Source organism: Dichelobacter nodosus, from assembly GCF_001263335.1.
In the GTDB taxonomy this organism is placed as follows: Bacteria; Pseudomonadota; Gammaproteobacteria; order Cardiobacteriales; family Cardiobacteriaceae; genus Dichelobacter; species Dichelobacter nodosus.
In genome coordinates this window covers 176,912-199,974 of record NZ_LGVW01000028.1, presented here as the reverse complement: position 1 = coordinate 199,974, position 23,063 = coordinate 176,912, and the positions used below count along the sequence as shown (strand labels likewise).

The 23,063-nt window shown below is 44.0% G+C and carries 22 protein-coding genes; 15 read left to right on the top strand and 7 right to left on the bottom strand.

Going from position 1 to position 23,063, the window contains the following annotated elements; all coding sequences use genetic code 11:
• Window positions 1-41: 41 nt before the first annotated feature.
• A complete protein-coding gene (ypfJ, locus tag AKG33_RS05470) occupies window positions 42-998 on the bottom strand; it encodes a KPN_02809 family neutral zinc metallopeptidase (protein WP_012031244.1) in 957 nt (318 codons plus the stop codon).
• A gap of 308 nt (window positions 999-1,306) precedes the next feature.
• A complete protein-coding gene (locus AKG33_RS05465) occupies window positions 1,307-1,615 on the bottom strand; it encodes a chorismate mutase (RefSeq protein ID WP_012031242.1) in 309 nt (102 codons plus the stop codon).
• Between the two features lie 203 nt (window positions 1,616-1,818).
• Between AKG33_RS05465 and AKG33_RS05460 the strand changes: the two genes are divergently transcribed.
• Both AKG33_RS05460 and AKG33_RS05455 read left to right on the top strand, forming a co-directional pair.
• On the top strand, window positions 1,819-2,436 hold the full coding sequence (locus tag AKG33_RS05460) for a metallophosphoesterase family protein (protein ID WP_082203971.1): 618 nt from the start codon (window positions 1,819-1,821) through the stop codon (window positions 2,434-2,436).
• Between the two features lie 34 nt (window positions 2,437-2,470).
• Window positions 2,471-3,262: a DsbC family protein gene (locus AKG33_RS05455; protein WP_012031240.1), complete on the top strand. Its 792-nt coding sequence runs from the start codon at window positions 2,471-2,473 to the stop codon at window positions 3,260-3,262.
• A 51-nt stretch (window positions 3,263-3,313) separates the two neighbouring features.
• On the opposite strand, the gene AKG33_RS05450 is transcribed toward AKG33_RS05455, so the two are convergent.
• The 4 genes from AKG33_RS05450 to AKG33_RS05435 are packed head-to-tail and all read right to left on the bottom strand — an operon-like array spanning window position 3,314 to window position 8,315.
• Complete coding sequence (locus AKG33_RS05450; protein WP_012031239.1) at window positions 3,314-4,051, bottom strand: SDR family NAD(P)-dependent oxidoreductase; 738 nt, start codon at window positions 4,049-4,051, stop codon at window positions 3,314-3,316.
• Entirely contained in the window at window positions 4,048-4,848 is an 801-nt protein-coding gene (gene rsmA / locus AKG33_RS05445) for a 16S rRNA (adenine(1518)-N(6)/adenine(1519)-N(6))-dimethyltransferase RsmA (protein ID WP_407635238.1), read from the bottom strand. The genes AKG33_RS05450 and rsmA overlap by 4 nt, the downstream gene beginning before the upstream one ends.
• Window positions 4,836-6,101 carry a peptidylprolyl isomerase gene (locus AKG33_RS05440; RefSeq protein WP_012031237.1) on the bottom strand — a complete coding sequence of 422 codons (1,266 nt, stop codon included), beginning with the start codon at window positions 6,099-6,101 and terminating at the stop codon, window positions 4,836-4,838. Before AKG33_RS05440 ends, rsmA begins: the two co-directional genes overlap by 13 nt.
• Before the next feature lie 21 nt (window positions 6,102-6,122).
• Window positions 6,123-8,315 carry an LPS-assembly protein LptD gene (locus tag AKG33_RS05435; RefSeq protein ID WP_012031236.1) on the bottom strand — a complete coding sequence of 731 codons (2,193 nt, stop codon included), beginning with the start codon at window positions 8,313-8,315 and terminating at the stop codon, window positions 6,123-6,125.
• 138 nt (window positions 8,316-8,453) lie between these two features.
• On the opposite strand from AKG33_RS05435, the gene purH reads away from it, so the two are divergent.
• The gene (purH, locus tag AKG33_RS05430) at window positions 8,454-10,019 is read left to right on the top strand and encodes a bifunctional phosphoribosylaminoimidazolecarboxamide formyltransferase/IMP cyclohydrolase (RefSeq protein WP_012031235.1); all 1,566 of its coding nucleotides are present in this window, start codon (window positions 8,454-8,456) and stop codon (window positions 10,017-10,019) included.
• On the opposite strand, the gene pyrE is transcribed toward purH, so the two are convergent.
• Window positions 10,016-10,681, bottom strand: a complete 666-nt coding sequence (gene pyrE / locus AKG33_RS05425) for an orotate phosphoribosyltransferase (protein ID WP_012031234.1) — start codon at window positions 10,679-10,681, stop codon at window positions 10,016-10,018. The genes purH and pyrE overlap by 4 nt on opposite strands.
• A 25-nt stretch (window positions 10,682-10,706) precedes the next feature.
• Between pyrE and AKG33_RS05420 the strand changes: the two genes are divergently transcribed.
• The 12 genes from AKG33_RS05420 (at window position 10,707) to dnaQ (ending at window position 23,059) form a co-directional block, all read left to right on the top strand.
• A complete protein-coding gene (locus tag AKG33_RS05420) occupies window positions 10,707-11,483 on the top strand; it encodes an exodeoxyribonuclease III (RefSeq protein WP_012031233.1) in 777 nt (258 codons plus the stop codon).
• A gap of 76 nt (window positions 11,484-11,559) precedes the next feature.
• On the top strand, window positions 11,560-13,365 hold the full coding sequence (locus AKG33_RS05415) for a SurA N-terminal domain-containing protein (protein WP_041729565.1): 1,806 nt from the start codon (window positions 11,560-11,562) through the stop codon (window positions 13,363-13,365).
• A gap of 29 nt (window positions 13,366-13,394) precedes the next feature.
• Complete coding sequence (minC, locus tag AKG33_RS05410) at window positions 13,395-14,129, top strand: septum site-determining protein MinC (RefSeq protein ID WP_012031231.1); 735 nt, start codon at window positions 13,395-13,397, stop codon at window positions 14,127-14,129.
• Between the two features lie 70 nt (window positions 14,130-14,199).
• Entirely contained in the window at window positions 14,200-15,021 is an 822-nt protein-coding gene (gene minD, locus AKG33_RS05405; RefSeq protein ID WP_012031230.1) for a septum site-determining protein MinD, read from the top strand.
• Window positions 15,018-15,338 carry a cell division topological specificity factor MinE gene (locus tag AKG33_RS05400; RefSeq protein ID WP_012031229.1) on the top strand — a complete coding sequence of 107 codons (321 nt, stop codon included), beginning with the start codon at window positions 15,018-15,020 and terminating at the stop codon, window positions 15,336-15,338. Before minD ends, AKG33_RS05400 begins: the two co-directional genes overlap by 4 nt.
• Entirely contained in the window at window positions 15,307-15,726 is a 420-nt protein-coding gene (locus AKG33_RS05395; protein ID WP_012031228.1) for an RNA-binding S4 domain-containing protein, read from the top strand. Before AKG33_RS05400 ends, AKG33_RS05395 begins: the two co-directional genes overlap by 32 nt.
• A 382-nt stretch (window positions 15,727-16,108) precedes the next feature.
• Complete coding sequence (gene nrdG / locus AKG33_RS05390) at window positions 16,109-16,591, top strand: anaerobic ribonucleoside-triphosphate reductase activating protein (protein WP_012031227.1); 483 nt, start codon at window positions 16,109-16,111, stop codon at window positions 16,589-16,591.
• Complete coding sequence (gene nrdD, locus AKG33_RS05385; protein WP_050708020.1) at window positions 16,588-18,420, top strand: anaerobic ribonucleoside-triphosphate reductase; 1,833 nt, start codon at window positions 16,588-16,590, stop codon at window positions 18,418-18,420. The genes nrdG and nrdD overlap by 4 nt, the downstream gene beginning before the upstream one ends.
• A 202-nt stretch (window positions 18,421-18,622) precedes the next feature.
• Window positions 18,623-19,366, top strand: a complete 744-nt coding sequence (deoC, locus tag AKG33_RS05380) for a deoxyribose-phosphate aldolase (RefSeq protein WP_012031225.1) — start codon at window positions 18,623-18,625, stop codon at window positions 19,364-19,366.
• A 14-nt stretch (window positions 19,367-19,380) separates the two neighbouring features.
• Window positions 19,381-20,715 (top strand): thymidine phosphorylase, encoded by a 1,335-nt coding sequence (gene deoA, locus AKG33_RS05375; RefSeq protein WP_050708019.1) that lies wholly within the window; start codon window positions 19,381-19,383, stop codon window positions 20,713-20,715.
• Between the two features lie 24 nt (window positions 20,716-20,739).
• Complete coding sequence (locus tag AKG33_RS05370; RefSeq protein WP_012031223.1) at window positions 20,740-22,356, top strand: phospho-sugar mutase; 1,617 nt, start codon at window positions 20,740-20,742, stop codon at window positions 22,354-22,356.
• Between the two features lies 1 nt (window position 22,357).
• The gene (gene dnaQ / locus AKG33_RS05365) at window positions 22,358-23,059 is read left to right on the top strand and encodes a DNA polymerase III subunit epsilon (RefSeq protein WP_012031222.1); all 702 of its coding nucleotides are present in this window, start codon (window positions 22,358-22,360) and stop codon (window positions 23,057-23,059) included.
• The last annotated feature ends 4 nt before the right edge of the window (window positions 23,060-23,063 follow it).

Below are 23,063 nucleotides of genomic sequence, written 5' to 3'. Positions count from 1 at the left end.
CATTGTAACCTTTTATTAAAATGATAACTAATACATTTAATCTATAGCGTTATATCTTTGAAGGTATCGCATGTGCTCATATCACCCGTTTTGATGCCGGCTTTTAACCATTGCATGCGTTGTTGAGAAGAACCGTGGGTAAAATTTTCTTGATACGGTTTTTGTCCATAACTTTGCAAAATATGATCATCGCCGACGGCTTTTGCTGCCTGAATACCTTGCGCAATATCTTGTTCATCAAGTGCAATGTTGTAACGCGGAATATTAGCCGCCCAAACGCCGGCAAAACAATCCGCCTGCAATTCTAAACGCACGGATAACGCATTTGATTCCGCTTTATTGCCGGCATAATGCATTGCTTTTTGTGCTTTGGGCAAAATACCGAGAATATTATGAATATGATGACCGTATTCATGAGCGATAACGTATCCCATCGCGAAATTACCGGCAACATTACTATTTTGGCTGGCGCCTAATTGTTGCATTTGACGGATAAACGTCAGATCAATATAAATTTTTTCATCTAACGGACAATAAAAAGGGCCCGTTTGTGAACTTGCCATGCCGCAGCCGCTTTTGGTTCGGTCAGAAAATAAAACCAATTTAGTGGGGCGAAAAGGAATATTTCTTTTTTGAAATTGTTCCTGCCAAACGTCTTCATTGCTTGCCATCATCACGCGGATAAAGTCGCTTGCTTCATCGGCGCGGCGGGATTTTGTTGATTGATTAAATTGCGGATTGGAATCAGCGGGTTCTAATAACATGGATTGTCCGCCGCCGTTGAGCAGAGAAAAGAGAAATTGAATAACAACGCTGGGATCTTTTTGCGTAAATGCGGTAAATAAAACGAAGATAAACATGACTAACATCGCTGGTTTTGATTTACCCAAACCCATTAATCTTTGCTGCCCCATGTTGGTTGATAACCGCGGTTGGGAACCGCCCGAATCGCGGCGGTCTTCAACGTTATCGCTGCGTCTTCCTTTTTGCCAGTCCATATTGAATCTCCTTAAATGTTTTGTGATTGGGATAGTTTATCTTGAATTTGCCGAAAATAACCGCCCGCAAATATTAAAAGCAGGGTAATTGCATTGAATAACGGGCATTTGTTTGAGGTAAATAATTATTGGGATCAAAATATTATGCCGTGCGTGCCATTTTTCTGCTGCTTTTCAACGCTATTTTTCGCCGTTGATTTCTAAAAAGGGAAAAAATCTATAATCATTTGAAGAAAAGGAAAGGTACCAACGGGTTTATTTGTTCCGTTTCCTCTTCCTGATATTTTTTTATGAGGATTTTCAATCTATCATTTCTTTTGATTTGATTGCATTTTTAGCCAAAAATCATGTTCCTGTTGACCGCATTCATCGATTAAATGACGGAAAATCGTCTCTAAAAATTGCCGATCAATACCATATTCATCGGCAATTGGTATGACGCGATGAATAATTTCCTCAATCCGCGCTTCCACGCGAATGGACGCTAAATCAGGTTTTAACGGCGCGATTTTTTTCACCAACAATAAACGTTGACACAATAAATGCGCTAATTGTTGATCGTAGTGATCAATGCATTTTCGCAGTTCGGCAAGTTCGGGCGTGATCAAATGATTCATAATATTGGTTTGAAAAAGAAAGAAATTAAATGAGTTTCAACATTCATCGCAGCATTTTAATAGTTCATCAAATCTGCCGGCAACTCAATTGCAAAAGTATGAACGCACGCTAAAAAGTGAGACAGTTTATCGAATGTTTACCTTGTTTTTGAGATGAAAATGTTATGATAAAAACGATATTTTAGTGATTGAAGTAGGGCGAAATGGGGATTTTTTTTACAGCAGATACGCATTTTTTTCACCGCAATATTATTAAATATTGCCAGCGTCCCTTCGCCTCACCGCAAGAAATGAACCGCGCGATGATTGCCATTTGGAATCGTCAAGTGAAAAAAGAAGATAGCGTTTATCATTTGGGCGACGTTTCTTTTGGCGGACTTTCGGAGACGTTTCGTCTGCTGGCAGAACTCAATGGCACGATTTACCTCATTTGCGGCAATCACGATGATGAATTGTGTGCCGATTCTTATTTGGTTAGCCGGTTTGCTTGGATTAAACCGTATGCAGAATTAGTCATTAACGGGCAGGAAATTGTGATGTGTCATTATCCGATTGTTCAGTGGCGTAACGCGCAGCGCGGCGCGTGGCATTTATATGGTCATACACACGGCAGCATTCGTTTGCGCGGTCGGGCGATGGACGTGGGGATTGATGCGCACCCCGCGTTTCAATTATGGCGCTGGATAGATATTGCTAAACATATGCATGCCCGAAAAAATTTGCCGTATCCCGCAAAACCCAATTACCCCAAACGTGTTTTAACCCGTGAATACCATCTTATTTCGTCTCAACCTCATCAGCCGGCGGGAAAACATGTTTAAGCGCAGATTTTTTGCATTATAAAGAGAGTGGATTATGCAACAACGTATAGGATTCATACTGATAAGTGCACTATTAATGGTGGGATTTACGCGTCCTTCCATCGATGAAGTGATTTATCAAGATGAACAAGAAAAAACGCAATTCCCCGCACCTGTTCAACAAGAAACATTACCGGATTTATCGTTAATTAAACGTCTCATTGGTGATCGCGATACGATCGAAGCCGTGGTATCAACGCCGATTGATGACTTATTTCAAGTTACTGCCGGCGCGCAAGTATATTATTTAAGCCGCGATGGACGTTACATGTTGCAAGGTGATTTATTAGATTTAAAACAATATAAAAATCTCACCGAAACGCAACGCGATCAAGCGCGTTTAGCGGTGATTAATCGTCTTAATTTATCGGATTTAATTATTTATCCCGCCGTGGGGCAAACGCGTTACACGGTCACCGTTTTCAGCGACGTTGATTGTCCGTATTGTCAAATGTTATTCGAGCAAATCGATGACTTTTTAAAATTGGGCATTGAACTTCGTTTTGCGGCATTTCCGCGCACCGGAATTGATTCGCGCAGCTACTATAAATCCGTATCCGTTTGGTGCGCCCCCGATCGTAAAACCACATTATTACGGGCAGGGCGCGGTTTAAAACACGAAAAATATTCCTGCGAATCGCCCGTGAAAGAAAGTTACGATATCGGCGTTAAAGCGGGCATCACGGGAACGCCGTCATTCGTATTTAGCGACGGCTTTCTCATCTCCGGATTTGTTTCACCAGAAAATCTGATGACGATGTTACAAACCCATTTTTCCAACAAATAAAAATGCTGCCCAATCAGCAGCATTTGAATAAAAACGTATCACAAAAAACGATCAAGCCGGCAATTGCCGCACGTCCACAACCGGATTAGTACCAAATAAACCGCTCAAACAATAAGAAAGAATTTGCATCGCCGTATCATCAACATTTTGTAACTTATGATTTTCATGCAGCGCCACAAAACGTTCCCGCGCCGGAAAATAAAGATTATTGCGAATTGCTTTTTGCATCGGCGTATCCACCACGCCCGGCGCGATGCTCACAACCGTAATCAACGGATTATTTTCGCTAAGCGCCACGCGCGCATGCATATCCAAAGCCGCTTTTGTTGCGCCGTAACAGCTCCAACCGGGATACGATTTGCGCCCCGCGCCGCTACTGATGTGAACAATATTCAGCGGGATTTTTTTGCGTTCCGCCCACGCTGCAAATACTTCACTTAAAATAAACGGCGCGGTAACGTTGAGCGCAATGGCATGATTAATCGCATCGGGCGTTTGCATACCGATATTTTTACTATCGCCAATCGTTGCCGCATTATTAAACAACCAAATGCGCGTACCCTCTTGAAAAAATTCATCATATTGCGGTGTTTCTAACCATTCCCGAAGTTGTTCAATATTGGATAAATCAAGCGATACTTCATAAAAATCGTCCGGAAAATCATTCTTTAACGATGGATTACTCCGGCGGGCAATGCCGAGTACTTTTGCCTCGCATTCCAACCACGCGCGAGACAAAGCCGCTCCCAAACCACTACTGTGTCCGGTGATAATCACCCGTTCGTTCATAAATTTTTCTCCTTGAGATATAAGGCATTAGCAAGACGCGCAAAGCTTGCGCCGTCAATAGTCTCGGCTCTTGCCGTCGGATCGACATCAAGCGCCATCAATTCTTTTGGCTCAAAATACGCCGCCAATGATTTGCGTAACATTTTCCGGCGTTGCGAAAAAGCACTGCGTACAACGCATTCAAAATGCGCGATGCTTTCTATATTCCATGTTAATTGCGTCTGCGGAATCAAACGCACAACCGCTGAATTGACTTTTGGCGGCGGCGCAAACGCTTCTGGCGGAACGTCAAACAACGCTTCAACTTGGCAATACAATTGAATCATCACGCTTAATCGACCGTATGCCGGCGTATCAACGGGCGCGGTGATGCGGTCAACGACTTCTTTTTGCAACATAAAATGCATATCTACGATGTCGGATCTTTGCGCTACACAATGAAACAGAATCGGCGAGGAAAGATTATAGGGAAGATTGCCAATAATGCGTATCGGCGCCGGCGCTACTTCAGCAAAATGAATGTTTAAAATATCGCGTTCGATCAAATGCAAAATCCCAACGGCGGCAGCTTTTTCGCTCAACGGCTGCAATACACGATGATCCAATTCGACGGCATATAATTCGTGGCAACGTTCTAAAACGGGCAGCGTCAATGCTCCTAAACCCGGACCAATTTCAAGGATTTTTTGTTGTGGTTTGGGATCAATTGCCGCTAAAAGTTGCGTGATGATGCCTTCATCGCGCAAAAAATGTTGCCCCAAACGTTTTACTGCTTTTATTTCTGTCATGGAAACCACCGAATATAAGCCGCTTGTCGCATTTGTGCGCATTTTTGCTCCCAAGCTAAAGCCAGTGCTTCTTCATATAAAGTGCGGCGAATATGATCGCGGATACGTTCTTCACTGCGATCAACGGTTTGCCGCGCAAATACTTCAATAATATGCCAGCCCAAAGCCGATTCAAACGGTTCGCTGATTGTATTAAATGGAATGCGGTGCATCACGGCAACAAAACGCGGATCGAGTTGATCCGTACTCATCCAACCGAGATCGCCGCCGTTAACGGCAGATCGCGGATCTTGTGAATAACGCGCGGCTAATTGCGCAAAATCGGCGCCGGATTGCAATTGCTGATAAAGCTGTTCAATTTGCAAACGGCTAAATTGCGGATTATTGGGATCGCGGCGAATCAGAATATGGCGCAATTTTCCTTGCTCAACTTCATAATGTTGTCCGTTGGCAGCGGTTTTAGAAACGACTTTTAAAAAATGAAGTCCATCGGCATCAGCAACGGGTTCGGCGACAAGTTCACCCGAGTTTAAAGTGGCGACCGCTTGAGCAAATTTTGCAGGAATTTGCCCGAGATTGACCGCGCCTAAATCGTTAAATTGAGCTTTGGGTAAAAGTTGTGCAGTTTTTGCTAAATCATTGCCCGTTGTTTTGAGCGCTTGAGAAATGGTTTGCATTTGTTGACGGTACGCCTGTTCGGGCAATTCTTTTTTGGGCAGCGGCAGCAATAAATCTTGAAGATGAAATTTCGTGCCGCGTTGACGAATAATTTGCGTAATTTGGTTATTGATTTGTTGTTCGGAAATATTGATATCACGACCGATTAAGCGTTGTTTTAATTCATCTTGCAGCATTAATTGCGCGATTTGTTGACGGTATTCGGTTTGGCTCAATCCCATCGTGCGCGCGATTTGTTGATAAAGCTGCGCGACGCTGATTTTATGCTGCGCGGCAACGGTGGCAATGGCGTGATCAATTTCAGCATCTTTAACGGTTAAATGAGCGGATTTTGCCATTTGTGCCATTAAAATTTGCATAATGATTTGTTCTTGCAGCTGTTCTTCGGAATACGGCTGATCGCGCGGCGCACGGGCGCGTTGTTGTTCTAATAATTCGTTTAACCGTTTTCGGCTGATCGCTTCTTCATTGACGACTAACCCGATTTCATCTAACACGTTCTGCTGCGGCATTGGTTTGGGGCCAAAATCCAGCGCCCAACTGGGCAACAGCATCAGGGCAAAAAATAATATTATTAATTTCATCAATATTCCTTAACGTATACCTCAAAAACGCACTTCTTCGGGGAGCGGTTGAAAATCGGGTAATTGTTGGTGCAACAATTCTTTAGTGTCATTACCCATCGTTCCCAGTCCTTTAAAGATAAATTCCAGATAAATACCTTTTTCCATAGCATTATCTTGCGGGTGCTCGCGATAGTGCCGTCCGACTAATCGCCACGCCCAACAGCAATCGCTATATTCTGCTGCCAACATTTGATTGATCGGCTGTTGCTCTTTTAACGAATAATCATAACGGGCAAAAACGCGCCAATCATTGCCCAGCTTCCAGCCGCTGTTGAGCGTAATTTGATCATAATGGGGACGATGATAACGGTGTCCAATTGAAAAGTAACGATTTTGATCAATGTGATAACGCAAATCGAGAATATTGCCTTGATTGCGGTGCAAAGAGCTATCCCAAAAAGATAAACCGTATAAATGCCAGTGGCGATCAATTTGATAATTGCCCTCGCTGATTAAAGCCGAGCGCAGATTATCATCATCGATATTGCCGTGCAATCCAACTTTACGCTTGGAAAAATAATAAGTTTGCCCGACGGAAAGCCGCAATTTTTCAGAACCATCGTGGTGACGATAAAACCGCGTGGTGCCGGCAACCGTTAATTGATGCGCATCGCCAATGCGATCGCTGCCGATAAAACGATTGCGGTCAAACAACGATTGCCACGATAAACTGCTGTTAGTGGTATCAAAAAGCGGCAACATACTTTGATCTTGATAGGGCGTATATAAATAAAAAAGTCGCGGTTCTAACGTTTGCGCATAATGTTCAGCGCCGAGCGTGGCATCGCGTTCAAAAAATAAACCCGAATCAAAACTAAAAGACGGCAAAACGCGGCTAATGTGTTCATCATGAAGCTGATTTTTCTGCCGCGCGAGCGTGTAATACCGCGCATCTAAGCTAATGGTGGGTTTAATAAAACCATATGAACGCTCTAAATCGTAATGCAGCGCCGCATTCACGCGAAAACGATCATTTTTACCATCGGCGTGGCGATAAAAGCGCACCGCTTCCGTGGAAAAATCAAAATTCCAATAACCTTGTTGCCAATGATTGCGATACACGATTTGCGGCAGCCGGCTAAACGGCTGATTATCCGCATCAAAATGAGGAACGGCTTGTTTATAATCTTGAATTTTAAACGTAAATTGTCCCCAATCACCCGTGCCGTATAATGCCGCATAACGATCGAGATACCATTCATGCTCGCGCAAAAGCGCACCCGTCATATCCGCGAGATAATGTTGATCGGAAACGTTTCGATAATAAATAGTGCTGCGCCAATTCGGCGAAAAATAATATTCATGTTGCACATTAACTTCACCGCGCGCTTCGCCATATTTTCTATCATTAGGCAACCACGAAAAATTAACTTCCCCCGATTGTTGGCGCCCGAGATAACGGTATTGACTTTCCAGCATCACGCCGCGCGCACTCATCGGATGCAGCGTAAAAGTTGCATCTTGATTGGGCGCAATATTCCAATAAAACGGCATTTTTACTTCTATGCCGCGCGAGTGAGAACTGGCAAATGAAGGCGTTAAAAGTCCCGTTGCACGTTGACCGTCAATCGGAAAACTAAAATACGGTAGCCATAAAACAGGCACATCACCAATGCGAAAAGTCGTATTGCGTACATTGCCGCGGTGGCGATCGTAATGAATCGTCATTTGCTGCGCGTTTAATTGCCAAACGGGATTTTCGCGATTACACGTGGTATACGTCAGATTTTTAAAACTATCAATATTGCGGTTGCGGTCGATTTCGGCATGAACCGCAGAACCTTTGGCAGCATTGGGTTTGCGGTCTAAATAATAATCGAGCGTATCAAAACGCGCCGTTTTTTCGTTGAAATGATAACTGCCGTTGGTGCCGCTGATGACTAAATTAGGCGCTGCTAAAATCATACCGCTTTGACTGTCAACGCGTTTTTTTTCGGCATCGTAATGCAGTTGAGGCGCTAATAAATGTTTATCGCCTTGCTGAAGTTGCACGGATCCGCTGAATTGTTGGCGAGTAAAATTGCCTTCTGATTGATCCGCCTGAATATAAATATGATCATCGTTATTATCGCCGCCTAATTTTGTGTAATTCGCCAGCGGATCAACCAAACACGGTGCAGCGGTAATGCGTATTGAAACCACAGCGGATAAAAATAATAACGATCGCAACATATATCCCTAAAAGACGGCAGCAAAAAGTCGCATCATTTTAGAGAGCGCAACTGCTCTTGTCATCTGTTGACACAGATTTGAACACTGCAAATTAAATCGTAATTTTGTATGATGGCGCTTTTTGGGGAGACTTTAATCATGACTGATGCTCAATTACTTTTTCCGCGGCGCGCTTTGTTAAGCGTATCTGATAAAAGAGGAATAGTTGATTTTGCGCGACGTTTGGTGGAAAAAGATGTTGAGCTTTTATCCACCGGTGGCACGGCAAAAGCATTGCGCGAAGCGGGCATTCCCGTTTGCGATGTTGCGCAATACACAGAATTTCCCGAAATTATGGGCGGACGCGTGAAAACGTTACACCCGAAAATTCACGGCGGCATTTTGGCGCGCCGCGGCACTGATGAAGCGGTAATGGCAGAAAACGGCATTAAACCCATCGATTTGGTAGTCGTGAATTTATATCCCTTTCGCGAAACGATTGCTAAAGAAAACGTCACACTTGCTGAATCCATTGAAAATATTGATATCGGCGGGCCTTCAATGTTGCGCGCGGCAGCAAAAAATCATAACGATGTGGCAGTTGTTGTTGATCCCACGGATTATCCAGCGCTGCTTTCTGAATTAGATAATGGCGGCATCACGGCGGCGTTGCGTCAAAAATTAACCGTAAAAGCATTTCAACACAGCGCCGAATACGATCGCGCCATTGCCGTTTATTTATCCGCGCAATACGGCGAAAAAGAAGATTTTCCGCAACAATTGTCTTTAGATTTTCAACGCGCTGATGTTTTGCGTTACGGCGAAAATCCGCATCAACGGGCGGCGTTTTACCGGCATAATCATTATTCCGCCGCAAGCATTGCCGCAGCGAAACAATATCAAGGCAAAACTATGTCTTATAACAATATTGCTGATGCTGATGCGGCGCTGCGTTGTGTTTGTGATTTTGAGATGACGGCGTGCGTGATTGTAAAACACGGCAATCCCTGCGGTGTTGCCGTTGGTGAACATACATTAGCAGCCTACGATCGCGCGCACCGCACGGATCCTACTTCGGCATTCGGCGGCATTATCGCTTTTAACCGCAGTTTGGACGCCGAAACCGCGCAGGAAATTTTGAGCCGGCAATTTGTGGAAGTATTAGTGGCGCCGAAATTTACTGATGCAGCGTTAAAAGTTTTAGCGCAAAAGCCCAATGTGCGCGTTTTAGAAATTAAGAATATGGAACACCCCGAATCTGGTTATCAAATGCGCAGTGTTTGTGGCGGGATTTTGGTTCAAGATTGGGATCGCAGCAATGTTGCCGCGGGACAACGCACTGTCGTTAGCGATCGCGAACCGACGCATCAAGAATTAGAAGATTTATTGTTCGCGTGGAAAGTGGTGCGTTCGGTAAAATCAAATGCGATTGTATTATGCCGTCAGGGCGCAACTTTGGGCATCGGCGCCGGACAAACGAGCCGTGTTTATTCTGCCAAAATTGCGGCGATGAAAGCACAAGATGAAGGATTGAATACGCAGGGCGCGGTTTTAGCAAGCGATGCGTTTTTCCCGTTCCGCGATGGTATTGATGCCGCTGCCGCGGTGGGCGTAACGGCGATTATTCAACCCGGTGGTTCAATTCGTGATGAAGAAGTGATTGCGGCGGCAAATGAACAAGGTATTGCGATGATTTTTACCGGAGTTCGTCACTTTAATCATTAATCAGCTTCGCTGATGCCATAAATTTTGCGGTAAGCTTGCATTTTTTCTAAAACGGCAGGTTTACCGCTTTCTTTTACGAAAGTCATTAAATCATCTAAAGTAATAATTGCGCGGGTTTGCAGTTGATTTTCAACGGAAAACTGTTTGAGCGCGGATAAATTACTGTCGCCGACTTTTTCTTGACGATCTAAAGCGATCACTAAACCAACCGGCATTGCTTGTTCTTGAGCCAGTAATGCCAGCGATTGACGCACGGCGGTTCCAGCAGTTAATACGTCATCAACGAGTAATACTTTTTTTCCGGCAACGCTCGCGCCAACGATATTGCCGCCTTCGCCGTGTGTTTTCGTTTCTTTGCGGTTAAATGCCCAAGCCAGATTGATATCGTAGCGGTGAAACAATGCTTGCGCGATGCCGGCAACGAGCGGAATGCCTTTATAAGCCGGTCCAAAAAGAACATCGATGGCGCATGTTTCGTGTAATTCGGCAATCACGGCGGCGTAAGCTTCCGTCATTACGCTTAATAATTTGCCGTTACAAAAGGCGGCGGCATTAAAAAAATAGGGGCTGTGGCGACCGGATTTTAAGGTAAATTCGCCAAATTTTAGGGCATCGGCTGCCAGTGCCGCTTCTAAAAAGCGGGTTTGATATACTGCTAACATCTTTTTTTAACCTCGATGATGAATCATGTCTTTTAAAATGATTACGTTCAATGCGAATGGTATTCGCGCCGCGCAGCGTAAGGGATTTTTTGATTGGTTGGCAACGCAAAATCCCGATGCCGTTTGCATTCAAGAGACGAAGGCACAACGCCATCAGCTTGAAGATAATCCCGTTTTTTTTCCGTTGGCGCACAATTATTATCACGACGCGCAACGCAAGGGTTATAGCGGCGTGGCATTGTACCTGAAAAAAGAACCTGATCAGGTGCGTTATGGCATTGGTTGGGCGGATATTGATGAAGAAGGGCGTTATTTGGAAGCGCGTTATGGCGATTTATCGCTGATTTCTTTATATATGCATTCGGGCACCAGCGGCGCGCATCGGCAAGAAAAGAAAGAGTCTTTTATGGTTCGGCTTTTGCCTTATTTGGAAGAATTGGCTCAATCGGGGCGACGCGTGATTGTGTGTGGCGACATCAACATTGCGCATTGTGAACGCGATATTAAAAACTGGCGGGGCAATATTCATAATTCTGGTTTTTTACCGCACGAGCGGCAATGGTTAACGGATTTATTTGCCGGCGCATATAAAGATGGTTTTCGTTTAAAAAATCAAAATGATCATGAATATACGTGGTGGAGTCAACGCGGCAAAGCGCGCGCTAATAATGCCGGTTGGCGGATTGATTATCAGATTGTGAGTAATAATTTGGCAGCCGATGTTTTATCGGCGGAGATTTATCGCGCGCAAAATTTTTCGGATCACGCGCCGCTGATTTTAACCTATCGAGATTTATGGTGAAGGCGGCGTTTGGCGCTTGCTCTTCTTAACCCGCTCGCCTAGAATTAGCCACCTAATTTTAGTTGACGGATCATTCATGGCAGACGCAGTTTCAGAAAAAAAAGGCAATCGCTTTACATACGCGCTCGTTGGGGTGGCAGGATTAGGAGTTGTTTTTATTGGCGTTCCGATTTTAACGCCGAAATATCAGCCGGCAACGGTGGCACAAGTTAACGGTATTTCCATTGAGCAGCATGATTTTAACCGTATGGTTTCTCATTTGCAGCAGCGTTTAACGAACATTCCCAGCAAAGAAGTGCGCGAACTCGCGTTACAACAAATTATTAATGAAACTTTATTGCGTCAGCACGCGTTGCAAAGCGGTTATTTAGCGTCGCGGCAAGATTTATATACCGCGGTAAAAGCGCAATTTGGCGATAATGAAACTTATGAAAAATGGTTAAAAAGTCAAAGAATTACCGCGCAAAATTATGAAGCAGGTTTGTATCATGATTTAACGGTGAGCCAGTATTATCAATTATTGGGAAAAACCGTTTTTATTGGCGATGAATTGCAAAATGCTTTTTATCGTTTGTTTTCGCAGCAGCGCGATGTCACTTTATTTACTTTGCCGTTAGCAGAAAAAATAGCTTCCGTAAAAACCACGCCGGAAGTGTTGCGCGCTTATTATGAGGAAAATCGCGCGCGGTATATGAGCGATGAAACGGTTTCTGTGCGCTATGTGATTTTGGACGCCGCGCATTTGGCGGGAAATGCGGAAATTAGTGAACAAGAATTGGCGGCGGCGCGGGCGGCAATGGTTAACGATGATCGGCGCGACGGACAATATATTATTTTTGATGATAAAGCAGTCGCAGAACAAACGGCAGCGGCGTTAGCTCAAGGTGAGCGTTCTTTTGCTGATATTGTGGCAGCGATTGAGAAAAAAGAGCTTGCGGGGCAGTCTGGTTTATTTGATTTGCATAAAAAAGGCGAAGGTCCCAGCGAGAAAGCCGATGAGGTATTGTTTTCATTGCAAAAAACGGGCGATACGTCTGCTTTATTTGATACGGAATACGGTGCAATGTTGGTGCAATTGGGTAAAGTTGTTGCCGCTGATTTAGATGAGGCGGCTTTGCGCAGTAAATTGTTAGCAGAAAAAAATCAAGAACGTTATACCCATTTGGCAAATGAAGCTTTTGATACGGTGGTGCGCGGCGGCACGATCGATGACATTGCTGCGTTGGCGAAAAGCGCGCCGCAACAATTATCCCAAATCACCGCGCATACTGCGCAACCTGATTGGTTAACAAAAGCGGAGTTGCAAAATGTTTTATTCGGCGCCGATGCGATGGCAACGGGTAAGTTGGGAACACCAATTGAATTAGATGAAACGCGCAGTTTATTTTATGAAGTTGATGCGCGAGTTTTGCCAAAAGAATTGCCGTATGAACAAGTGGAAACGCAAGTGACGCGCGATTATCGTACTGATGAAGCAAAAAAAGCGTTGCGGATAACCGCGGATACTTTGGCAACCCAATTAGTAGCCGGCGATGATTTAGATACGCAAACATTAGGGGAAAGCGCTAAGGCGGTTTACCAAAAAATTGGTGAATTTAAAGTGCCCGAAAAAATGGATAATGCGATTTTTCAGCAAGTGATGCAGCAACATGAAAAAGTTGCGCAACTTGAAGCGACAAACGGCGATTTAGTAGTCAGTCGCATTGATGCGGTTTATGACGGTAGCGTTGATGCCGTCCCCAAAGAAGCGGTAGATTTATTTAATCAGCAGATGGTTTTAACTTATCAAACTGATGCGATGCGGGGTTATACCGATTGGTTGCGGCAACGGGCGAATATTAAAACCAATCAAAGCTTATTAAAAGATGAAGAAGATTTGTAGTTTTAGGGATTAACTTTTTTCATTGAATTATGAGTAACAGTCTTATTTTTAAATCGCAAATGGCGCAACTTAATACCGTCTTGATTGAAGAGCGCAATCTCGAGGTGTTATACGAGCAATTAACTGAAAAATTGGCAAAAGCACCCGAGGGGTTTTTTAAGGGCGCGGCGATGGTTGCTCATTTAAAAGCCGTTGATAATGTTGATTTATCTTGGCTGATGCATTTAAAAACCGTTTTTCAAAAGCATCATTTATTGTTAGTGGGAGTTACGCAGCACCCGTTTGATTCGGAAACGTTATTTCGCGCGGGATTAATCGATGTACCTTTTCTGGAGCCGAAATCAGCAAAATTAGAAGGGGAAGAAGAGATTAAATCCGTTGATTTAAATGAAGAAATTGAATCATCATCACCCCATTTTTTAAGCGGTGCCGCTCATCGCAAAACCTTAACGGTGAGGCATCATGTTCGCTCCGGTCAGCGTATTTACGCGCACGGAGGGGATTTAGTGGTTATTGGGACGGTTAATGCCGGCGCTGAAATATTGGCAGATGGTAATATCCATGTTTTGGGTACGCTGCGCGGCAAGGCTTTTGCGGGCATTAAAAATAATGAAGATGCTCACATTTTTTGTTTAGAAATGGCGGCAGAGATTATCTCCATCGCAGGTATTTATCAGAATCTTGAAAAAAATGCACATACAACAAAAAACAATTGTTTAATTACATTAAATTCTGATGAGACAATGCAAATTACGCCACTATAAATAGCGGAGCTTTTATGGAGCATTTATAATGGAAATAAAAATCAGCCTTACGACTAAAGCGAGGAGCAATATGCCAAAAATTATTGTAGTGACGTCAGGAAAAGGTGGTGTCGGAAAAACAACCACAAGCGCGAGTTTGGCTACGGGCATCGCGTTATTAGGATATAAAACGATCGCAATTGATTTTGACGTTGGCTTGAAAAATTTAGACTTATTGATGGGTGTTGAACGTCGCGTTGTTTATAACTTTATTGATGTTATTCGCGGCGGCGTACGTTTAAATCAAGCCATTATTCGTGATAAGGCAATCGAAAATCTTTACACTTTAGCCGCTTCACAAACTTGGGATAAAGACGTGCTCACGCAAGAAGGCGTGGAAAAAGTGCTTAATGAACTCAAAGAAATGGGATTCCAATATATTATTTGCGATTCTCCCGCGGGCATTGAGCGCGGCGCGTTGATGGCATTATATTTTGCCGATGAGGCAATTATTACAACGAACCCAGAAGTTTCATCAATTCGAGACTCTGATCGCATTTTGGGCATATTGTCGAGTAAATCACGGCGCGCGGAATTAGGTGAAGAGCCGGTAAAAGAACATCTTGTCATTACGCGTTATGATCCGCGGCGTGTGCGGATAAAAGATATGCTTTCCGTTGAAGATGTGATTGATGTTTTAGGCGTTGAATTATTAGGCGTTATTCCAGAATCTAATGATGTTTTATTAGCTTCTAACGAAGGTATGCCAGTTATTTTAAAACGCGATACGATTGCAGGACAGGCTTATTCTGATTTGGTAGAACGTCTTTTAGGAAATACTTCTTTGCCGCATCGATTCCTTGAAGATAAAACCAATTTTATTTACAAAATATTCGGGTTAAAAAAATTATGAGTTGGAAAAAATTTTTTACGTCACCTGTAACGCCTCCTGATGAAAAAAAAGAGAGTCTCTCGTCTGCCGAAATTGCAAAAACGCGCTTATTAGATTTATCTTTGAAAGCAAAAGTGCGCCACCAAAAGCAAAACGGACACGTTGGCGAACGCATTGAAATCGAACGTATGACGGACGAAATTTTAACCGTAGTGAGTAAATATATTTCCATTTCTAAAAATGACATTCACGCCAAAATTGAACAAGAAGGCGATTTTGAAGTGCTTTCCGTTAATGTCAGCTTGAATGAAGTCGATAAAATTGCAACAAAACAATGATTGCCAACGAGAAACCGTCCGCTTAGATCAATGGTTGTGGGCGGCGCGGTTTTTTAAAACACGACCCGTTGCGGTGCAAAATATTAAAAATGGACGGGTTTTAGTCAACGGACAGCGCGCAAAACCAGCGAGAACGATCAGCGTTGGCGACACGCTCACCATTCAAAAAACGCCGGAATTATGTTTTGAAGTAAACGTGCTGGCGCTGGAAAATAAACGTCTCGGCGCAAAATTGGCAACGGCGCTTTATCAAGAAACTGAAGCAAGTATTCACAATCGGCAAGAATTAGCGTTGCGGCAACAGCTGGCAAAATCTTTGGTGCAATTTCCAACTCGCCGACCCGATAAACGCGAGCGGCGCGCATTGCGCAGTTTGCGTTATCAGTAATTATTTTTATTGCTGACGATAGCGACATGTTCGATGCGTGTCGTTTTTTTATGTCATTAAATTCAAACGATATCAAAATCCATCGCGATATTTCGCAAAAAATATAAATCTTTCTTTTTTCAATTTTCGCGTTTATCCAAGTTTTACCAATAAAAACAATCTATTGTAAAAAACAAATTGAAAAACAGTTTTGAAACAATTCTTTTTATCTAAGAAAATTTTGTTGTTAGAAACAGTTTGATGCAAGAAAAGTGATTGATCCCCCAGTTTTTTCTATTGGAAAAATGGAATGATGACGCGTAGTCTATCGCGCCACAATCCGCTAGCAACACAATATCTAGCGTATTGATTAAAATATAACCACTGTATATAGTAAAAAATAATGTATCCCCTTCATTTTATAACGGAAGAAATTGTGTGGCAGGAAGTGCCTAATGAAGTTTCTTTGGCATTTTTATGCAGCGGCTGCCCATTAGCCTGCAAAGGTTGCCATAGCGCCTACAGTTGGGCAGCTGACCGCGGAACGCTATTAAGCGCGGATTATTTGGAAAACCGCCTCGATCGTTACCGCGATTTGATTTCTTGCGTTTTATTTTTGGGCGGGGAATGGGAAGCAGCGGCGTTACAACAATTATTAATGATTTGTCAACAAAGAAATTTAAAAACCTGTTTATACACCGGTTTGGAAATGGCGGAATTATCAGCGTTACCAGTAAATATATTGCCACATTTAACTTATTTAAAAACAGGGCGTTGGATTGAATCATTAGGCGGTTTAGATTGCCCAACCACCAATCAACGTTTTCTCGATGTTCGCACGGGTCAAAATCTTAATTATTTATTTCAAAAGGGAGTTCAATCATGATTCGGTTATCGTCTCAACAAATTGACGGCAAAATTCAATTTATACGCGATTATATTGCCGCTCAAAATGCGGCAGACGGTTCAAAAGTAGACGCTAACGCTAACGTCACGCAAAAAAATATTGCCACCATGGAAACCGAATTATTAAAAGATTTTTTGGTGCAAATTAACCGCGGACAAGTTAGCCAAAAAATCGCCGAATTATTTGGACAAGAAACCGCCGAAGAATATTTGCGCCAAATTGAATCGCATGAAATCTACGTTCACGATGAAACCAGCTTAAAACCTTATTGCGTATCGGCAACTTTATATCCCTTTTTGCGCGACGGTTTAACATCTTTAGGCGGTGAATCGAAAGCGCCGCATCATTTGGCTTCTTTTTGCGGTTCTTTTATTAATTTAGTTTTTGCCATCAGCGCGCAATTTGCCGGCGCCGTTGCTACCGTCGAATTTTTAACTTATTTCGACTATTTCGCGCGCAAAGATTTTGGTGACGATTATTTAAATACGCATCGCCACGAAATCGCCAATCATCTGCAACAAGTCGTCTACAGCATCAACCAGCCCGCTGCCGCGCGCGGTTATCAAAGCGCGTTTTGGAATATTTCTATTTACGATCGCTATTATTTTGAGGCGATGTTTGGCGACTTTGTTTTTCCGGATTTTTCGCGCCCTAATTGGCAGACTGTGAGCCAATTGCAATATTTCTTTATGGATTGGTTTAATCAAGAGCGCTGCAAATCCGTTTTAACTTTTCCCGTGGTGACCGCGGCGATGTTAACGCAAAATGGTCAATGTAAAGATGAAGCATTTGCGCAACAAATGGCAGATGAGCTCGCGCACGGCAACTCATTTTTTATGTATTTATCAGATAACCCCGATTCGCTTGCGTCTTGTTGCCGTTTGCGTAACGCCATTGAAGATCGCACCTTTTCTTATACTTTGGGCGCGGGCGGCGTGGCGACCGGTTCAATTAATGTCATTACGTTAAATATGAACCGTTTGGAACAAGACGGACGCGATTTGGCAACCGAAGTTAAAAAAATCCATCAATATCAATACGCTTACCGCAAATTGATGGAAGAATATCAAGCTGCCGGTATGTTGCCGGTTTACGATGCTGGTTTTATTACTTTGGATAAACAGTTTTTAACGATTGGCATTAACGGCATGGTGGAAGCGGCTGAATATCACGGCATTGAGGTGGGATATAATCCGGAATATATTGAATTTGTTCAAAATCGCCTCAAAACCATTTATCAATTAAATCAAGAAGCTTCTAAACATTATCGCGTTAAATTTAATACGGAATTCGTGCCGGCGGAAAATTTGGGCGTTAAAAATGCAAAATGGGATAAAGCAGACGGTTATCAAGTTAAACGCGATTGCTACAATTCTTATTTTTATCCCGTTGAAAATGAAGAAATTAATGCTTTGGATAAATTTTTATTGCACGGACGCGAATTGGTCGATTATTTAGATGGCGGTTCGGCGTTGCATTTAAATTTGGAAGAAGCATTGAGCACGGAAGGCTACCGCAAAATGCTTAATATCGCTGCCAAAACCGGTTGCAATTATTTTTGTATCAACGTTCGCATTACCATTTGCAATCACTGCGGCACCATCGATAAACGCACTTTAGCGGCGTGCAGCGCTTGCGGTTCACATGATATTGATTACGGCACACGCGTTATTGGGTATTTAAAACGCGTATCAGCATTTAGCAGCGGTCGCCGTAAAGAACACGCATTGCGCCATTATCATCGCCAATCCGGCAATTTTAATCAGAAAACTGCCCATCAAACCGCGTTGACAGTTGAGGCGTCATAACTGTTTAAAAAACGTGTTAGTAAAATAAAATCGCGCCGGAAAACGGCGTGATTTTTTTATGGATAACTGCTGATGCGGTGGTTTTATCGGTTGATTGACGCCACTAAACGCCCGCGCTAATTTCTCATCAAGCGCTCCCTATTCGCTTCCGGTGCGTCATGATACACTTACCGGCTACTGTTTTATGGTCATAGTGAAACGTATGATTCAATCTGCAAAATTTCAACTTTCTTTAATCGATTTAACTAGTCTCAATGAAGATGATACGGCGGAACACATTGAGCGTCTTTGTCGTCAAGCCGTCAGCATTCACGGCAAAGTCGCCGCGGTTTGTGTTTATCCGCAATATATTAAAACCGCGCGGCAAACGTTAGACGATTGCGATGGCAGTTCCGTTGCCGTTGCGACCGTTGTTAACTTTCCTTCCGGCGAACATGAATTAACTACCATTTTGCAAGATACGCAACAAGCGCTCGCCGATGGTGCCACCGAAATTGATCTGGTTTTGCCCTATAACAGCTTGTTTCAAAAAGAAGATACCACCGCGTTAACCGTGGTGAGTCAAGTCGCCGAAGCAACGCACGGCGGCGGCGGGCATTTGAAAGTTATTATTGAAAGCGGCGCGCTGGAAAACGATGCCATGATTGCCAAAGCCACTGAAATCGCCATTTTGGGCGGTGGTGATTTTGTCAAAACGTCCACCGGAAAAATTGCCGTCGGCGCGACGCCAGAAGCCGTGGAAATCATTTGCGCCACCATTATTCGTCTAGACGCCAAAGATCGCGTGGGCATAAAAGTTTCCGGCGGCATTCGCACGATGAACGATGCCGCGGTTTATTTAGAGATCATTCGCCGTCATTTCGGTGAAGAATGGATTAAACCTGACCGCGTGCGTTTGGGATCATCTTCTTTATTATCTGATATTTACACGGAATTATCCGCGTAAATGACCACTTTGTGATGACAACTTATCTTCCCCAAGAAATTATCCGCAAAAAAAGGGATAAACAACCGCTTTCTTCAGAAGAAATCGGTTTTTTTGTCAACGAAATCAGTCAAAACCGCATTTCTGAAGCGCAAATTGCTGCATTTTGTATGGCAGTTTTTTTCAACGGATTGACTATTGACGAGCAAACCGCGTTAACTTTAAGCATGCGCGATTCGGGGCAATGTTTGCGTTGGCAAACAACCACGCCCATCGTTGATAAACATTCAACCGGCGGCATCGGCGATAACGTCTCGCTGATTTTGGCGCCGCTTTTAGCCGCCTGCGGTGTTTGTGTGCCGATGATTGCCGGTCGCGGATTAGGGCATACCGGCGGCACCATCGATAAACTCGAATCCATTCCTCATTTTGAGGCTTTTCCGAACGCGGCGCGTATGCAAAAAATCGTGCAACATATCGGCTGCGCCATTGTTGGGCAAACTGATGAATTGGCGCCGGCGGATAAACGCATTTATGCCGTTCGCGATATCAGCGCCACGGTAGAATCGATCGCGTTAATTACCGCTTCGATATTGTCCAAAAAATTAGCGGAAGGACTCGATGGTTTGGTGATGGATATTAAAGTGGGAAACGGCGCTTTTATGACCGATATCACTCAAGCCCGCGCGCTCGCGCATAATATCGTGCGCGTTGCCAATGCGGCGGGGTGCCAAACCAGCGCTTTATTAACCGATATGAATCAACCGTTGGCGGCAAGTATTGGCAATGCGGTTGAAGTGGCAGAAGCGGTACAATTTCTGCGCGGTGACGATCAAAATCCGCGTTTGAAAAACGTAACTTTTACGTTAGCAGCGGAAGCGTTACGGCACGCGCAATTAGCGCCCGATCAGGGTGCCGCTCTAAAAATCGTGCAAAAAGCATTAGACAGCGGCGCCGCCGCAGATCGTTTTGATCGTATGATTGCCGCTCAAAGTGGTGTGCAGGATTTTTGTCAGCATTATGCGCGGTTATTGCCGCAGGCAGCGGTGCAAAAACCATTATTCGCGCCGCATGCAGGAACGATTACGGCGATGAACAGTCGCGAAATGGGTTTAGCTGTTATTCAACTGGGCGGCGGAAGAGTGCGCACCGATGATCGCATTGATTACTGCGTGGGTTTTTCTCAAATTTTACCGATAGGCAGCGCGGTTGATGAACATACGCCGCTGGTGATGATTCACGCGCGCGATGAGTATTCGTGGCAACGCGCGGCAAACGCTTATCTTGCCGCAGTGACGATTGATGATGCCGTTGTGGCGCCGTTAAATTGTGTGTACGAAATTGTGCGCGCCGAAAATATATCATCATGAATTTAATCGTTTTTTGGAGGATTTATGTCTACTTTAATTGAACAGGCGCAAGCATGGCTTGCCCAAGATCCCGATTCGGAAACGCGCGCCGAATTACAAGCGTTTATTGATGCCAACGATGAAGCGGAATTAAAACGCCGTTTTGAAGGGCGCTTGCAATTTGGCACGGCGGGTTTGCGCGGACGTTTGCAGGCGGGACCCAATGGCATGAATCGTGTATTAGTGGCGCAGGCGGCAGCGGGTTTGGCGCGTTATTTGGGCGCCGGAAAAAAAGTGGTTATCGGTTATGACGGGCGCAAACATTCGCGCCGTTTTGCCAAAGATACGGCAGAAATTTTGCAAGCATCAGGAATTGAAGCTTATTTAATGCCTGATTTACGTCCGACGCCAGTTTTGGCTTTTGCTTTGCGCGTTTATCAAGCTGATGCTGGTGTGATGGTGACGGCGAGCCATAATCCTGCCGAAGATAACGGTTATAAAGTTTATTTGGGCGGTGAACATCGTGGGGCGCAAATTGTGCCGCCAGCTGATGCCGATATTGCCGCGGAAATTGATTATGTGGCGCAACATTTACGCGTTAACGAATTGCCGCGGGATATTCATTATCATCTGATTCCGATGTCGGTGATTGATCAATATATTGAACGCACGGCAGCGGTGTTTCAAAGTAAACCGGTTTTAATGAATTACGTTTATACCGCGATGCACGGCGTGGGCACGGAAACTTTGCTCGATACTTTGCACGCGGTGGGATTAACGCAACCGCAATTGGTGGAAACGCAGGCGCAACCTGATGCGAATTTCCCAACGGTAGCATTTCCCAATCCTGAAGAAAAAGGCGCTTTGGATTTGGCAATTGAGTTGGCAAAAAAAGTCAACGCGGAATTTATTATTGCCAACGATCCCGATGCTGATCGTTTGGCGGTAGCATTGCCGAGTTCTGAAGGCGTTTGGGAACGTTTGCACGGCAATATGGTGGGATTGTATTTGGCGTGGCATTTAGCGCAACGCGCGCAGGCGCAAGGAAAAAAAGGTGTTTTTGCCTGTTCATTGGTTTCCAGTCCGTTATTGAAAAAAATCGCCGCCGCGTACGATATGACGTATCAAGAAACGCCGACCGGTTTTAAATGGATTGGCAGAATTGAGGGGCTGATTTTTGGTTTTGAAGAAGCTTTGGGTTATCTCGTTGATGCCGATAAAGTTGCGGATAAAGATGGTATTTCTGCCGCGATTGCTTTTTTGGATTTAATGGCAACCTTAAAAGCGCAAGGCAAAACGTTTTTGGATTATATGCAAGCATTTCAAGCGCAATTTGGCGCTTTTCACAGCCAACAAATCAGTATACGTATTGAAGATAATGAAAAAATTAATCGTATTATCAATGTATTGCGTGAAAAACCTTTTGAAAAAGTGGGCGATTATCGCGTGATGCATTATTGCGATCATTTAAAAACGGCAATGGCAAGTAATATGTTGGTATTTGAATTGGTGGACGGTCATCGCGTGATCGTGCGTCCATCGGGCACCGAACCCAAATTAAAGATTTATTTAGATACTTTTGCCGATAATCAAAAAACAGCTGCCGAAATCGCCGCGCAATTAGCGATGAATATCGAACAATTTTTAAAAATGACGAATTGATATGAGTTTTCGCAGCGTTATTTTTGATACCGAAACCACGGGCATGAATTTTGAAAGCGATAATAAAGCCGAAGGGCATCGCATTATTGAAATTGGCTGCGTGGAATTAATTGACCGCGTTCCAACCGAGCATTATTTCCATTGTTATCTTAATCCCGAGCAACCAGTTGATCCTCAAGCTTTTAAAGTGCACGGCATTTCTGATGAATTTTTGGCAGATAAGCCGTTTTTTAAAGACGTTTTGCCGGAATTTGAAGCTTATTTGGCTTCTGCCGATGAACTGGTGGCGCATAATATCGCCTTTGATCGACAATTTATTGATCGGGAATTGCAGCTGGCGGGTTGCGATTATCGTTTGGGCGATAAATTTACTTTGGTAGACAGTTTGAAAATTGCCCGAGAAAAATTTGCCGGCGCGCGCAATAATTTGGACGCGTTATGTAAACGTTTCGGCGTGGATAATACGGGACGCGAATTGCACGGCGCTTTATTAGATGCGCAATTATTAGCGGAAGTGTATTTAAAATTAACCGGCGGACAATCGGATTTATCGTTTGCGCACCCCATGATGGCGTCCGCCCGCCGCGCCGAACAAAAAACCGCCGCAACGTTTGCAAAAACGCCGTGCGCGTGGTTGCCCGTTGACGTTCCAGAAGCGGAACGCGCGTTACATGAAAAAATTTTAAAACAACTGAAAGAATAAAGCG

Bases quoted from the DNA above. Each gene is read 5' to 3' on its own strand.
- ypfJ (WP_012031244.1), bottom strand. From the start codon at position 998: ATGGACTGGCAAAAAGGAAGACGCAGCGATAACGTTGAAGACCGCCGC.
- AKG33_RS05465 (WP_012031242.1), bottom strand. From the start codon at position 1,615: ATGAATCATTTGATCACGCCCGAACTTGCCGAACTGCGAAAATGCATT.
- AKG33_RS05460 (WP_082203971.1), top strand. From the start codon at position 1,819: ATGGGGATTTTTTTTACAGCAGATACGCATTTTTTTCACCGCAATATT.
- AKG33_RS05455 (WP_012031240.1), top strand. From the start codon at position 2,471: ATGCAACAACGTATAGGATTCATACTGATAAGTGCACTATTAATGGTG.
- AKG33_RS05450 (WP_012031239.1), bottom strand. From the start codon at position 4,051: ATGAACGAACGGGTGATTATCACCGGACACAGTAGTGGTTTGGGAGCG.
- AKG33_RS05440 (WP_012031237.1), bottom strand. From the start codon at position 6,101: ATGAAATTAATAATATTATTTTTTGCCCTGATGCTGTTGCCCAGTTGG.
- AKG33_RS05435 (WP_012031236.1), bottom strand. From the start codon at position 8,315: ATGTTGCGATCGTTATTATTTTTATCCGCTGTGGTTTCAATACGCATT.
- purH (WP_012031235.1), top strand. From the start codon at position 8,454: ATGACTGATGCTCAATTACTTTTTCCGCGGCGCGCTTTGTTAAGCGTA.
- pyrE (WP_012031234.1), bottom strand. From the start codon at position 10,681: ATGTTAGCAGTATATCAAACCCGCTTTTTAGAAGCGGCACTGGCAGCC.
- AKG33_RS05420 (WP_012031233.1), top strand. From the start codon at position 10,707: ATGTCTTTTAAAATGATTACGTTCAATGCGAATGGTATTCGCGCCGCG.
- AKG33_RS05415 (WP_041729565.1), top strand. From the start codon at position 11,560: ATGGCAGACGCAGTTTCAGAAAAAAAAGGCAATCGCTTTACATACGCG.
- minC (WP_012031231.1), top strand. From the start codon at position 13,395: ATGAGTAACAGTCTTATTTTTAAATCGCAAATGGCGCAACTTAATACC.
- minD (WP_012031230.1), top strand. From the start codon at position 14,200: ATGCCAAAAATTATTGTAGTGACGTCAGGAAAAGGTGGTGTCGGAAAA.
- AKG33_RS05400 (WP_012031229.1), top strand. From the start codon at position 15,018: ATGAGTTGGAAAAAATTTTTTACGTCACCTGTAACGCCTCCTGATGAA.
- AKG33_RS05395 (WP_012031228.1), top strand. From the start codon at position 15,307: ATGAAGTCGATAAAATTGCAACAAAACAATGATTGCCAACGAGAAACC.
- nrdG (WP_012031227.1), top strand. From the start codon at position 16,109: ATGTATCCCCTTCATTTTATAACGGAAGAAATTGTGTGGCAGGAAGTG.
- nrdD (WP_050708020.1), top strand. From the start codon at position 16,588: ATGATTCGGTTATCGTCTCAACAAATTGACGGCAAAATTCAATTTATA.
- deoC (WP_012031225.1), top strand. From the start codon at position 18,623: ATGATTCAATCTGCAAAATTTCAACTTTCTTTAATCGATTTAACTAGT.
- deoA (WP_050708019.1), top strand. From the start codon at position 19,381: ATGACAACTTATCTTCCCCAAGAAATTATCCGCAAAAAAAGGGATAAA.
- AKG33_RS05370 (WP_012031223.1), top strand. From the start codon at position 20,740: ATGTCTACTTTAATTGAACAGGCGCAAGCATGGCTTGCCCAAGATCCC.
- dnaQ (WP_012031222.1), top strand. From the start codon at position 22,358: ATGAGTTTTCGCAGCGTTATTTTTGATACCGAAACCACGGGCATGAAT.